Origin of the sequence: Shewanella sp. 10B (assembly GCF_023475885.1) — a bacterium.
Classification (GTDB): domain Bacteria; phylum Pseudomonadota; class Gammaproteobacteria; order Enterobacterales; family Shewanellaceae; genus Shewanella; species Shewanella mangrovisoli.
The window spans coordinates 531,635-545,608 of sequence record NZ_JAMDJO010000002.1; the positions used below are offsets into that span (position 1 = coordinate 531,635).

At 46.0% G+C, this 13,974-nt stretch carries 11 protein-coding genes; 4 read left to right on the plus strand and 7 right to left on the minus strand.

Going from position 1 to position 13,974, the window contains the following annotated elements:
• Positions 1-53: 53 nt before the first annotated feature.
• The 3 genes from M0415_RS09780 to M0415_RS09790 are packed head-to-tail and all read right to left on the minus strand — an operon-like array spanning position 54 to position 4,079.
• Positions 54-911, minus strand: a complete 858-nt coding sequence (locus tag M0415_RS09780; protein WP_249554018.1) for a hypothetical protein — start codon at positions 909-911, stop codon at positions 54-56.
• Positions 911-2,509 carry a hypothetical protein gene (locus M0415_RS09785; RefSeq protein ID WP_249554016.1) on the minus strand — a complete coding sequence of 533 codons (1,599 nt, stop codon included), beginning with the start codon at positions 2,507-2,509 and terminating at the stop codon, positions 911-913. Before M0415_RS09785 ends, M0415_RS09780 begins: the two co-directional genes overlap by 1 nt.
• A gap of 22 nt (positions 2,510-2,531) precedes the next feature.
• Positions 2,532-4,079 carry an OmpA family protein gene (locus M0415_RS09790; protein WP_249554014.1) on the minus strand — a complete coding sequence of 516 codons (1,548 nt, stop codon included), beginning with the start codon at positions 4,077-4,079 and terminating at the stop codon, positions 2,532-2,534.
• Positions 4,080-4,433: 354 nt separating this feature from the next.
• Here M0415_RS09790 and M0415_RS09795 point away from each other — a divergent pair, with 354 nt between their 5' ends.
• Positions 4,434-5,168, plus strand: a complete 735-nt coding sequence (locus tag M0415_RS09795; protein WP_088211014.1) for a DUF599 domain-containing protein — start codon at positions 4,434-4,436, stop codon at positions 5,166-5,168.
• A 96-nt stretch (positions 5,169-5,264) separates the two neighbouring features.
• Positions 5,265-5,444 (plus strand): helix-turn-helix domain-containing protein, encoded by a 180-nt coding sequence (locus tag M0415_RS09800; protein ID WP_011623867.1) that lies wholly within the window; start codon positions 5,265-5,267, stop codon positions 5,442-5,444.
• Between the two features lie 51 nt (positions 5,445-5,495).
• Here M0415_RS09800 and cyaB read toward each other — a convergent pair whose 3' ends face one another.
• From cyaB to cydD, 3 genes are read right to left on the minus strand one after another with little or no spacing between them, the layout of a single operon-like run.
• Positions 5,496-6,095 (minus strand): class IV adenylate cyclase, encoded by a 600-nt coding sequence (gene cyaB / locus M0415_RS09805; RefSeq protein WP_249554012.1) that lies wholly within the window; start codon positions 6,093-6,095, stop codon positions 5,496-5,498.
• A gap of 52 nt (positions 6,096-6,147) precedes the next feature.
• Complete coding sequence (gene cydC / locus M0415_RS09810) at positions 6,148-7,899, minus strand: heme ABC transporter ATP-binding protein/permease CydC (RefSeq protein ID WP_249554010.1); 1,752 nt, start codon at positions 7,897-7,899, stop codon at positions 6,148-6,150.
• Positions 7,896-9,839 carry a heme ABC transporter permease/ATP-binding protein CydD gene (gene cydD / locus M0415_RS09815; RefSeq protein ID WP_249554008.1) on the minus strand — a complete coding sequence of 648 codons (1,944 nt, stop codon included), beginning with the start codon at positions 9,837-9,839 and terminating at the stop codon, positions 7,896-7,898. Before cydD ends, cydC begins: the two co-directional genes overlap by 4 nt.
• Before the next feature lie 386 nt (positions 9,840-10,225).
• Here cydD and M0415_RS09820 point away from each other — a divergent pair, with 386 nt between their 5' ends.
• Entirely contained in the window at positions 10,226-10,744 is a 519-nt protein-coding gene (locus M0415_RS09820) for a type II secretion system protein (protein WP_023268465.1), read from the plus strand.
• 83 nt (positions 10,745-10,827) lie between these two features.
• Here M0415_RS09820 and M0415_RS09825 read toward each other — a convergent pair whose 3' ends face one another.
• A complete protein-coding gene (locus M0415_RS09825; protein ID WP_249554006.1) occupies positions 10,828-11,877 on the minus strand; it encodes a DUF3626 domain-containing protein in 1,050 nt (349 codons plus the stop codon).
• 405 nt (positions 11,878-12,282) lie between these two features.
• Between M0415_RS09825 and M0415_RS09830 the strand changes: the two genes are divergently transcribed.
• Positions 12,283-13,944: a DEAD/DEAH box helicase gene (locus M0415_RS09830; protein ID WP_249554004.1), complete on the plus strand. Its 1,662-nt coding sequence runs from the start codon at positions 12,283-12,285 to the stop codon at positions 13,942-13,944.
• Positions 13,945-13,974 lie beyond the last annotated feature (30 nt).

Here is a 13,974-nt window from a genome sequence, read left to right on the forward strand (position 1 = left end):
AATGACTTATTGATAAACGAAAGCCAGACTCAGTCTGGCTTTTTTATTGCTTATTACATATCACTGACTAAAACAGGTTGGCCAAACTCCTTTAAATGAGCATTAGATGCCTCGAAGTATTGTTGCCAAAACTGTTTCAGCGGGATCATGACCTGACTACCTCTAAATCCTTTTGACGTAGCAGGAACCCAACCAGCCCCTAATACGTAAACATCAGCTTGCTTAAAATCGCTTAACGTTTCCGTTTTTTGGACTCTCTGCATTTCTTGTTCTGGTATTATGACTTTCACTGCACTCTTACTGTAAAAACTCGTGATATCTGAATTTTCAACCATATCAGAAACCAACAGAAGTACCCGCCGCTCGCCTTGGTTTGCTGCTATTTGCGGTGCAATAACTTGGGATAAATTGGTGAGTATTTCTGTTTTAGGTACATCAGAATCATTGGGTTTAAAAGCATGCTTTATATGAGCATCTACTTTAGCCCTAACAAACTGAGCCTGTTTAACCATACAACTATCAAAGGTCATCAAGCTCTTTTTAGAAACATCATCCCTTTGTTCTATATCAGTGTCTAATCTTCCACTAAATAAAACATCAGTATAAAAATCTTTTACATAGGCACTGAAGCTAATGATGGTGATTTTATCACCAGGCTGCAAAAAGCGATGCACTTTTTCATGCACCAACTTTTTAATATTTATATCTGGTGAAAACGTACCATCAATAGCAACAAATAAATGTCTACCAGAAACAACCTTAGCTGTTGATGGCTCGATTTTCGCAAAATCGTAACAACTTATAATATCATTTCTTTCACCCGCAATAACAGGCAAGCACCCTGATACTATGGCAATCGTACCAAACAAGCCACGAAGTACATACTTAGAGAGTTTTGTTATTCGAGGCATCAGCTTAATTCTCCAAGCAGTTCTTTTCGTAAGCGCTCTCGCATTTGTTCTTCAGTTTCAGCCACCTTTTTTTGCTGAGCGATTTCAGCCAGTAACTCCTGCCGAATACGTTGTTCTACCTGCTCAGGAGTCTCTATTTTCGCGGCTTTTTTAGCATTAATCTCTGCAAGAATTTCGGCTTGTAATCTTGCCTCCATTGACTCTGGTGTTTCTAGATTAGCCACTTTGTTAGCTGTAACAACTGTTGGACGAATTGTTTCTTGCGGGTTATGGATTCCTTGATGTTCACGTAAACGTGCGGATTGTGTATATTTATTCTCAGCATTACCTAAGTCATCCATATAAGTAAGAAATGAACGACGTCCGCACCCCTCAAGCATCTCTAACACCTTTGGATCTTGACAATTTACTTCGGCTTTTTGGTTCATTCGTTGTTGCAAATTAGTTAGGCGTTTCTGCGCTACACGTGCAACCTGCTGCTTTAAACGAGAATAATGAGTTTTAAACTCACGTTCACTCTTAAAGTTACCAATTTCTTTACGAGCATCTTTCGAATGCTTGCCTGCAAAACCTGTTTTAAAGCCAATTAAAATTCCAAAAATTTGCAGAAGAATAAATAAGAATGCTAAAAATATAAATGTCCCCCAGCCTCCTTTTTGCTCACGCTCCCAAACATCATCACCAGCTTTATCAACTGCATTTTTTGCTTCTTGAACCAATATAGCGGGAGGAGCTTCAGCATAAGGGTCTTGCTCTTGAAAAACTACACCAGACTGTTTGATATTCACTTCATCTATATGCATTTTTTCTAAAACTTGACCACGTACATAAGTCGCTAATACTGCTATCACTATAATCGCAATCACGGTGATTGTTGTAATCAAATAGCGTGGTTTTACTTCTGCATTAGTTGAAATTCGACTGATGAGTTGTTTGTACTGAGGTTCATCATCATCTTCAAAGGTTTTATCTAAATTAATTCGGGTATTGGGAGCTAGTTCAGATGTAGTTTTATCTCGATTTTTCGCATTTTTCCACCATACTTTAGCTTTTATTATTAACGAATTAGCGTGTAATTCATGCCCAGTAAAATGCGTTAAACCAACAAGTAAAACTGAAATAATAAAAGCTATACCAATAGCACCTTGCTGTTGTAGCTTTTCAGAAGCCCCTGGAATAGTAAAACCAGAAAGAACATAACTAAACCCCATTGCTTCAACGAAGACTAAAGCAGCAATCAGTATCCAACCCAATATATGGAGATTATTACGTCCATTTTCAGTCACTTTACCTAAGTAATCCTGACTCTTACTAAAAAGCTCTTCATCTTTATTGACTTTTTCATAGTGAGCAGCAAAATCGGCACATAATGCGACCTCACTATTAAGCCACTCTTTATCATGATTTTTAACCTGAGTTTCATAATCTTTAGCTAAGCGACTTTCCTTACCGATTAACGGAAATGCATACCAAGTATTAAGCCACCAAAAACTTACTTGCTCCCACCAAACCGTAATAATCACGATTAACGCCATCATAGAAAGTAGCAACACGACAAGTGTACGATACTCGTTCAACAGCATTGATATAAAATCCATTTTCTACTCCTAAGCGTATTTTTTATAATAATTTAGGTTCAAAACCTGCTTCATATATGGTCTTATTTTTTTCATAATATAACTTACCTGTGATTGCTGTAGTAGACCTGTCAATCGGCATTACTACATCCATACAACGCACAGGAGACTCTTTATCTGTAGTAAAAATCCGGTATAGCAACCCTCTATCTCCATAGTAAGTCTCAACATGGCTTGATAACTGATAACTAGGTAATTCTTTGCTCGCTCCCTTATAGTTTTTCCAAATATTTACTGTTGGAGCAGAAACTGCCGTGCCGCTATCTTTAATGACAGCAACAGGGGCTAAACCAATATAATGACCATTTACTTTATTAACCCAAACAGTGCCGTTCATTCCTGGTAGATAATCAGCAGTATTGTAATCTTGACGATTATACCTTTCTCCAGTGGCTAAGCTCTTTACTTCACCATCCACTCTTGGTCCTTCAACAGCACAGTTGAGACTCGATATTTCTGATGCGTATGCATTACTAAATAATGCAAAACCACTCTCTTTTTTTACCCCGACCAATTGAACAAAATTGGTTGAAGGATCTGTCATTTTCTCACCACCAAAATCAACTAAAGCCTTTTGTTGATGTGATGGTTTAACTAATTTCCCTATCTCAGATTGGGTCATCATTATCTGTGAGTTGTCTTCGCTTACAACTACTGGAGATTTAGGAGAGGTTTCACTCGGTTTAACCGTAGCAACCTTATCCTGAGAACGACGTGATAAATAACTAAGGTTGGTTTTCTGTTTATTAGAATAAGCCAACAACTGATCTGGCTTACCATCAATCTCCACAATTTCTACTCGGCGATTTTTAGCCTTACCCTCTTCTAATGTATTGGCCGCGACAGGTTGCGATTCCCCCGCACCTTGGAAAAATAATCTTTCTGTTGGGATACCCGCCTGATGAAAAAGGGTAGCAACATAACGAGCCCTCGCCTCACTTAGCGCCTGATTTAATGATTCACTCCCACTTGAATCAGTGTGACCAGTAATCAGGATATTCTGCTGAGAATCTTTATAAATTGCTGCCAGTTTTTGCAATTTTTGCCTTGCTTTGGTTGTCGCCTCAGCAGAGCCAGAGTTAAACATCATTTCATCTGTACTAGAAATAGTTGCAGCCATACCCACAACTTGATAATCAGCATATTTTTCCTGTTCCTCCTTAGACATAGTTGTGTTGTTAGCACTAATCAATAGATTTTTTTGTTGATTATCAGCATTAACTGATGTGCTGATTGAAGTAAATTGAATATCAAGATTTTCAGTTTTAGCTAATGCTTCCAGTGCTTCACGTTTCTTTTGAAAATCGTAACCAACTGTGCACCCAATTGCAGCCCCTGCGGCTGCACCATAAGCCATCCCCTTCTTACCACCTAAGTAGTTACCAATTAATGCACCTAAACCAGTACCAATCGCACAACCAATGACTGTTTCTTTATTATTTTCGACTGATTGTGTAACAGCACAACTACTAAGTAACAATGCAGAAGCGACTGCAACTGCGATAGGCTTGAAATTAGATGTCATAGTCATCCCTAACTCTTTAAAAGATAAAATTTAAGTTGATATGTAAGAATTAACCTAGAAATTAGAAGGAATTGCTATTTGAATGTCAATCTAAAGTTTGCACAAATGAGAACAACGTGTTGTAAGAAAATTGCAAATGAGAGATTTGTAACGCCGTAGGTTAAGCTCTTTAGAGCTAAAGGTCATGATGATGACTAACACGCACACATAACTATAATTGTGAACAGGTAATCATTATTTTAAAAAATATCTTCAGAATTTATCTCTAAGTTGCCTTCAGTATTTCTCTCCACGCATAATCTATAATCTGTTCCTAAACAGGCTGTAATTTAACTTGTTCAACAACGAACTAAGGCAACTATGACATTCTCGCTACTAGATATTTCTGCATTGACGTGGTTTATCGTTTCTTGGGCTGGCTATACCGCCTTTGCCCGACGTAAGGCGAAGGATACCGACTGTATTGCCCGTGGCCTGCATAAACATCGAATTTACTGGATGCTCGAGCTGATGACTCGAGGTGTGCGCGTCGGTGATGCGGCGTTATTAGCGAACCTTGAGCGTAATATTGCCTTTTTTGCCTCGACCACACTGTTCGTGCTCGCGGGGGTATTAACCTTATTTGCCCAGGTTGAACGCCTCGAGGCCGTGATAGCCACAATTCCCTATGCTACGCCGCCGAACCACTCCTTAGTCCAAGTGAAGTTGGCGCTATTGGTGGTTATCTTCGTGATGGCATTTTTCCAATTTACCTGGTCGATGCGCCAATATGGCTTTGTAAACGTGATGATTGGCGCAGGCCCCATGGATAGCGAAGGCGCCAACGACAACCTCAAAGCCTACGCGCGGCAAATGGCGACGGTGCAAGACCAAGCCGCCCATTCCTATAACTATGGCCTGCGGGCTTACTACTTTTCGATGGCCGTGCTCTGCTGGTTCGTGCACCCGATACTGTTTATTTTGGCCAGCCTGTTTGTGGTGGTCACCCTCTATCGCCGCGAATTTAAATCCCGCGCCGTGATGGCCATTACCGCCGCCAAGGCACATTTAGGCAGCGAATATCAAGCGCGAGAAGCCCAGCGCCAATCCAAGTAGTTGCCAGCCAACCCCAGACTGCGCCCGCCAAAGCGCAGTCTTATTCTTGTTCTATACTCATTGGGTTAATCACCAATCAATAAGTGGGAGTGAGCCATGAGTGATAATCTGTTAACTGTGGATGAAGTGTGCAAGTTGCTGGATAAGAGTCCAGCAACGATTAAACGCTATGCGCGGGAAAACCTGCTCAGCAGCGTGAAAGACGGTGAAGAATTGCGATTCCCCGAAGAAGAGGTCAAACGTTACTTAGCCTTTTCGCAGCGCTTAGGAAGATAAGCCGCCGCACCTTGTATCGATTCATCCCCAAATGGATTTGGGATGCCTCGCTTATCCTTGTATAGCCATCTGTAACTGCCTGTAAGATAAGAATTCCCGTTGTGATTCCTCTAGCCCAAGCTCAGCGGCTAAGGCGAGGAGCTGCGCCTCATAGATTGGCAACTTAGCTTCATCATTAGTCATGATTGCAAGCTCGGCAAAATCACCTAAGCCTTCGAGCCAATCAAGCGTTAAGTGAAATTCCCCGAGAAAATACACGCTGCGGCGTTTTTTAATCTCAAGCACACATTGATAACCTAAAGTCCGTAGCATACTTTTGGCTTTGTCTGCATCCGTAATATTGACCGCCTCACAGCGGTCTTTCTCGGGCCCTTTCACAATCCACAGCATGATGCCGGAGGGCTGCATCTCGCGAATACACAGGCTTTTATGCTCAGCCGCTAAAGAGGCTATAGGTGAATCAAAATAGCAGTCATGCTCAAGATTATCCTCAAGCATCCCCTCAGGAGATTTAGCGCTTAGACGTTCCCAAAAGGCCTCGCGGTCTGTGAGTCGATACTTAAGCTCAACCTCAAACTTGCCATTAAAATGGGCGTTAATTTGCGGGGCTAATTCTTTTGGTGCTGGATCTGCTTGCATAGGGTTATTCATCTAACGGCTTTACTCCTGCTGCACATATTTCTCACCCAGTCGACATCCTGACTCAAGCTAAACGACGATAGAGCGCCTGATAGGCGGGACAAGTTTGCAGTAACTGCTGATGATCGCCCGATGCCGCAATTTGCCCCTCGGCGAGGAGGTGAATTTGGTCCATCTTGGCCATCGCCGTTAATCTGTGGCTGATCATTAGCAAGGTTTTATCCTTTGCAAATTCAAATAGTAAACTTAAGATTTCCCGCTCGGTGCGCTTATCTAAGCCCTCGGTTGGCTCATCTAACAATAACAAAGGCGCATCACGTAGCAGTGCCCTCGCCACGCCGATACGGCGCTGCTCGCCGCCCGATAACTGCCGGCCACCCTCACCAATCCACATATCGAGAGGCTTGTCGCCTTTAAGTAATTCGCCTAAACCAACCTGCTGTAAGACTTGGATAAAACGCTCGTCATTGGCGGTGCGCTTTTGCCCTTCTGGCACAGGCAAGGCAATGGCAAGGTTCTCCCGCAGCGTGCCCGCGTACAGGTAAATCCTCTGGCTTACCACAGTCATCGCCGATCTTAAGGCGGCCTCGCTATAGTCCGTCAGCGGCTGACCATCGAGGCAAATTTCGCCACGCTGCGCCTGCCATTCCCGGGTGATTAAGGACAATAAACTGGATTTGCCGCAGCCCGTGGCGCCCAATAATGCCACCTTTTGCCCAGGCTCTACCGTTAAGGATAAGCCCTGTAGTACGCTCTGGTTGTCGTGATAGCCAAAGTGGATATCCGTCATCTGCAGCCCGCCCGATGTCGCCTTGAGCGTTGAATCTTCGCTAAAACGAATATCGCTTTCCTGCTCGGTGATTTCGTGAATACGGGTCGCCGCCAGCACACAGCCCGACAAATGTTGGAAAGCGCCGGCGATTGGCATCATCATTTCGACACAGGCCATAGTGGCAAACACCATCAAGGCGAACATCGGGCCGGGAGGCACGGCATCGCCCACGCCATTGGCGGCTAAAAACAGCATCATGATGAGTGCCGAGCCCGTCGCGAGGATCAGCATGGCTTGGCTTAAGGCGGTGATATTCGCCATCGCCCCTTGGCTGGCAAATAACGCCTGCTCGGCTTCATCGAGCTTGTGTCTGTATCTCGCGTTCGCACCAAATAAACTCAGTTCTGCTTGGCCCTGCAGCATCTCAAGCAACTGCACCCGATATTGGCGTTTGGTCTCCAGCATATTGCGACTTGGCTCGTGCCCAAGCCGATAAAACAGCAGTGGTAGCAACAGCCAAACCACCACTAAAAACAGGCATAAACTTAGGGCCAGCTTGGCATCAAACCATGCGAGGAACAGATACAACAACGCCGTCATCAGCAAGGAAGCCGCCATCGGCGTCAACAACCGTAAATACAGATGGTCGAGTGTATCTATATCCGCCACAAGGCGGTTGAGCATATCCGCGCGGCGCAGCCCCTGCAGATTTTTAGCGCTGAGTGGGAAGAGTTTTCGCCACGCCCAAACTCTGAGTTCTGTCAGTAATTTAAAGGTCGCCTCATGGGTGGCGAGACGCTCACCGTAACGACTGGCCGTTCGCGCGATAGAAAGAAAACGCACGCCACCCGCGGGAGTAAAAAAGTTAAAGGATTGGGAGCCGATAACCGTTAATCCCGCCACCGCCGTCGCCGATAAAAACCAACCCGACAGCGACAATAAACCAATCCCCGCCATGAGTGTGGTTAGGGTGAGTACAAGCCCAACGGCCATCATCAACCATTGGTGGGAGAACAACCGAATAAAGGGAAGGAGTATTTTCATTGTGCGGCTCCTTCGGTTGTCCCTAACGCAATATCGCTGTGGGTATCAGGCATGGGCGATTCCAGCCCAATATCGGCTACTGACTCAGTATTTTCATGCAACATGATTTGGAATAACCCCGCCTCAGTAGACAGCGTCGCAAAATCCCCCCGCTGGACTATCTTGCCTTTATCGAGCACCAGGATGGACGACATATGATCCAGCTGTTCGACCCTGTGGGTCACCATAATGCCCATCTTACCCACCATCGCCGCTTGTAAGGTGCGGCTGACGAGTTGTTCGCTGACACTGTCTAAACTCGCCGTCGGTTCATCGAGAATAAAGACCTGCGCCGCCTGCCCCAATGCCCGCGCGAGCGCAATACGTTGCGCCTGTCCGACCGATAAGGTCGATGACTGCTCGCCTATCGGCGTGGCTAAACCAAGGGGTTGGCTGCGGACAAACTCATGGATATTGGCCTGCTCCAGCAATTGCCATATCTGCTCATCCGTCATTTCGGGATTGGCTAAGGCGACGTTTTCCCGCACTGTGCCATGGAATAACTGCGGTTCTTGCCCAAGCCATGCTAATTGCTGTCGCCAATGGGCAAGGTCGAGGCTTGCGAGCTCAACACCATCGATTAGCAGTTTGCCTTTATATGGCAAAAATCCTAATAAGGCATTGAGTAAACTGGTTTTACCTGCGCCACTTGGACCAACCAGAGCCAAGTGTTCCCCCTGCTTCAACTCAAAGCTAATAGGGCCGAGCAAACGACAGCCATCGGTACTAAAGACCTCCAAATCTTTTACGCTAAGGTGAGTCAGCTTATCGAGTCGCGTTTGCTGCCCTAGCTTGTCCTGCGAAAAACTCGACTCGGGCTCAGGATGTTCCAGCAGTGTCATCAATGCTTGGGCGGCGCCAATCGCCTGCGCTTTTGCGTGGTAGTGAGTGCCCATATCCCTAAGAGGCTGATAAAACTCAGGCGCCAAGATTAAGATAAATAAGCCGACAAACAGGCTAAAAGGTAAACCTTCATTCGCATTAGGCCCAAGCTGAGCATGCGCGCCATAGTAACCAAAATCGAGGTGCCCTAAATAACTGAAACCAAAGTAAACCGCTAATACGGCAATCGATACTGCGGCAAAAAACTCTAGCACCGCCGAGCTTAAAAAGGCCATGCGCAACACAGACATTGTACGGCTACGGAACTCCTCCGAGGCTTTTTCGATAACCTTAAGTTCAGCATCCCCCCTATGGAACAGTTTTAAGGTCGCAAGCCCTTTTAATCTATCCATAAAATGGCCGCTTAATCTAGCTAACGCATTGAAGTTTTTACGGTTAGCATCGGCCGCCCCCATACCAACGAGGATCATAAACAGCGGGATAAGTGGTGCCGTTAACAGCAAAATCAGCCCCGCCGCCCAGTTGATGGGAAACACAGCGATGAGGATCAATAAGGGGATCACGCCGGCAAGGGTCATTTGCGGTAGATAACGGGCATAAAAATCTTGTAAATCTTCCACTTGCTCTAAGACTATGCTCGCCCAACTGCCTGCGGGTTTACCTTTAATAAACGCGGGACCGAGCCGAGTTAACTTATCCATTACCGCACCGCGGATCTGTTGGCGTAAGCGCTTACCCGCTTCAAAACTGGCGCGCTCGCGGCCATAGGCGAGTAAGGCTCGCAGCAACATTAACCCAATCAAGGCCATAAAATGTGGCAGATAATCGCTCGCACCCACAGCAGACTGGATTGGCGTGCTATTCCCTCCCTCAGTAAAAGCCTGTAATGCATTGCCAACAATGACGCCATCGAGGAGTGTGGCTATCAGATAAGCCTGTGCTATCAATGCAATAGCACTTAACATTCCACACCATACGGAGAGCTTAACAAACCAGCCACAGGCTTTTTTTTGCGACTTGAGCCAAACGAGAAGGGACTTTTCTAACGACTTATCCATGGTGCTCCAACAAAACCAACACTGCAGTAAATTGTAGAAATCGATCTAACGCTTACCAATCCATGCCAAGAACTTGCAATAAGCGAAAAGGTTCGATAGGGACGCAGTATCGCAGGCATCCCCAACAGATGAAACCTTGGACGTACCTTTTGCCAAAAGATTCATAAAAATGCGATAACGATCAATAAATTCAGATTTAGCTCACACAGATAAACACTGCACGCCTATAAACACGTATTCGCACTCTCACATATCATCAAACTTAACAGTCTTTGTTGATTGCGGATAACCCTATTTAGCAAGGATAAAGACTAAAATCTTAGCTAACTGGTCATTAGCGAAATAGTTAGCTAAGATAGGAATATTTTTCAAGGAGTTAGATAGCAATGACAAACAAGCATTCCGGTTTCACGTTAATAGAACTTGTTGTTGTGATTATTATTTTGGGCATTTTAGCCGTAGTGGCCGTCCCCAAATTTGTGAATTTACAGTCTGATGCGTACAAAAGTCAGTTGTCTGGTGCATTGGCATCAATGAAGTCTGCCGTCACCTTATTCAAGGCAAAATCAGAAATCGCCAACACAGGTACCACTAATCGTGTAGTTTTTGATGGCATTCGGGGTGAGAATTACCAACCTTGGGCCGCAAGTAGCAGTGGCACAGTACCTAGTGCGGGCTACACAACACCACCTGAAATTTTTAATGCAGCAGGCTTAAACGTTAATGATTGGTCCTACCGTATTTATACATCCAACGGCACCTATCAAGTTATAGCAACCCCAAAGCAAAAGTTAAATCTGGCGACACCGACTCAAGCGGAGGTATCAGCAACTAATTGTTATATAGACTATAAATGGGAGACAACTGGTGTTCCAACTTATACGAAGGTTGACACAGGTTGCTAATCATACAGACGTGTTGACGTTTTGGGCGCTATCAAAACGTCAACAATGCGCAAGTCGCCATATTGAGTGGCCCTATTTCTGCGCTAAGGCTGAGTACCACCATATTTAACTAACACATGCCAGAGTAGCTTGAGTTCGTGTGCCACCTGAGCGCGGTTCCCCCGATCACGCCAATGTTGGGGCGAATGGTATAAATCCCGCGCTGCCACGCCAATCGCATAGGCGTCAACACGTTCATCAATTGCAATACGACTTGCCAAAGATGGCATTGTCGGCCCACGAAAATCACTGGGGATCTGCGCCGTGTGCAAGCTAAAGCCATTATGGTAATGCAGCTCAATATCATAACGATCACAGAGCTTACTTAAGGTGGTGCCGATTTCAGTCCCTTTAAAACTTGGATCGGCCACCAGCATGGCAATGTCTTCATCGAGGGATACATCACCGTGGATTTGCGCTTCGATATAATGATCGAGATTCGTCGACATCGGCCGTTCAAACCGCGACAGCATGGAGGCGTTAAGCTGATGCGCCAAATACTGGATCACGTTTAACGGTTTAAAATCCACTTTACCCAAGGCATAGTGGCGCTCAAAACTCTCGGTGAGCAGCGCCGCTAATACATCATCAAAACAGGATAACGTGCCCTTTTCCTTTGGATTACGGTAGGAATCTAAATAAGTGAACGTCGAGCGCGTAAGCAACTGCGAATGAGTTAGCAAATAACAGCTGCCAAAACGTGGGGCAGGACCATCCTGCCACATCCCTAAATCCAAGGCGCCATACTTAGGCCGAGACTTAGTCCCCTTGTAAGCATCGCCAAAGAGTTGATTTTCCCAGTGATCCCTTGGCCCACCTAACTCAGGAGATAACTGCCCATTGGAGATATGGGTTTCGAATTGACTACGGTATTGACCATCACGTAATAACCCCTCGGCCACAGTGAGACCACGGCTATCGATTCTGTCCGGATGAAAATGCAATGCCACTCGGCCACAGTACAACAATTGCTTCAGTGCCGCTTGCATCTCCTGCATCGGAATGTTGGACATCTGCTGCACGTTTCGAATAACTGCCACAGCCTGTTCACTTCGACTACGCGCTAGGCGCTCAATATGCTGTATTGCTGTCATAATCCACCTGCCATGGAGCGTCAATATTCCTAAGAGAACCCATCCTAAGAATTCAATGGTGCAGAGTTCAAGCTGCAAAGGGAAAATTCCCCGATTACCTTTACCAATCCGATTTACAACAACGCCATACTAATGTCTTTGCAACCTATTGAGGAAGTTTGTTAATTTTACTCCAAGTTAGCTTACTTAGAAGCAATGAAATTAACACAAGCGTGATCTTTCCCTAAATACTGAACAAGATACTGATAGGTCGATAAATTAGCCACTCCTGAATAGGCTTTTGCGCCAGATAAACAACAAACGACTTTCAAACATGGCGATCTAGCGCCTGTTCATGTAAGCTGCACGCCCGCCAATTTGGCCATACTACTGCTGCGAACTTTTGCCGCCACAAGAGACCCATTAATGAGTTTTTCCTCCCTAGGTTTATCTGCTCCAATCCAAAAAGCCGTGACTGAACAAGGTTATGACACACCCTCTCCCATTCAAGCACAGGCGATTCCCGCCGTTCTGATGGGTAAAGACGTGATGGCTGCAGCCCAAACGGGGACGGGGAAAACCGCAGGCTTTACCCTGCCGCTGCTCGAATTACTCTCTAAAGGCCATAAAGCGAAGGCGGGGCAAATTCGCGCCTTAGTACTAACCCCCACGCGCGAGTTAGCGGCTCAGGTCAGCGAAAGTGTTGAAACCTATGGTAAATATCTGCCATTACGCTCAGCGGTTGTCTTTGGTGGCGTGCCGATTAATCCCCAAATTCAAAAACTACGCCACGGGGTAGATGTACTGGTCGCCACGCCAGGCCGCTTATTAGATCTTGAGCAGCAAAAGGCGGTGAAGTTTAATCAACTCGAAGTCTTAGTGCTGGATGAAGCGGATCGCATGCTTGACATGGGCTTTATCCGCGATATCAAAAAAATCCTCGCCATGTTGCCCACTCAGCGACAAAACCTGATGTTTTCGGCGACCTTCTCCGATGAAATCCGCGAGCTTGCCAAAGGCCTAGTGAATCAACCAGTAGAAATTTCAGTTACGCCACGTAACGCTGCGGCAAACACAGTCAAACAATGGATTTGTCCCGTCGATAAGAATCAAAAATCGGCGCTGCTTATTCAGCTCATCAAGCAGGAAAACTGGCAGCAAGTCTTAGTGTTTTCACGCACTAAACACGGCGCCAACAGACTGGCTAAGAGTCTTATTCAAGCCGAGATCAGTGCCGCCGCTATCCACGGCAACAAGAGCCAAGGCGCACGTACTAAAGCCTTAGCCGACTTTAAGAGTGGTGAAGTACGAGTACTTGTGGCGACCGACATTGCGGCACGCGGGCTCGATATCGACCAATTGCCACAAGTGGTGAACTTCGATCTGCCCAATGTGCCCGAAGATTACGTGCACCGTATTGGCCGTACAGGGCGCGCGGGCGCCTTAGGCCAAGCCGTTTCCTTAGTCAGTAACGAAGAAACTAAGCTACTCAGGGACATTGAGCGTTTGATCAATCGCGTGCTTGAAAGGCAGGAAGTTGAAGGCTTCAGCCCTGCTCATGCGCTCCCCGAATCGACCTTAAATGCCCATGGTAAAGAGAACAAAATCAAAGCCGTGGCGAGCCAACGTAAGCATCGCAGCGCAGGTAAACCAACGCCAAGATCGGGTACGGGCCGCGATGGTCGTAAAACGTCTGAGAATAGTAGCAACCCCGCTACTCAGCAAAAGAGCGCAAAAACGCAACCAAACCAAGGGCAGCGCAATACGCAACACCAGCGCACTCAGCCCCCAGAGCAACAAAATCAGCAAGGTGAGCATAAGCGTCCCCAAGCTGCAAAAAACGCTGAGCATAAAAACTCGCACTCAAGTACCGAACAAGGCCGCTCACCAAAACCGCAGCATAAACATTCGCAACGCGGTAAAAGCGCAGCTAGCTCAACCAACGGCGAACACAAACCCGCTAAATCTCGTCCACAACAGACGGATAATGCTAAAGCTAGGCATCAAGATCGTCGCCAGCCGAGCGCAAAACCCACCCGCAATGCGCCAAAAAAAGAATTGTCTTCAGTAAGCAATAAGGTGACGTAATAGAGTGTAAGGATTGAGATATCGCTGCAA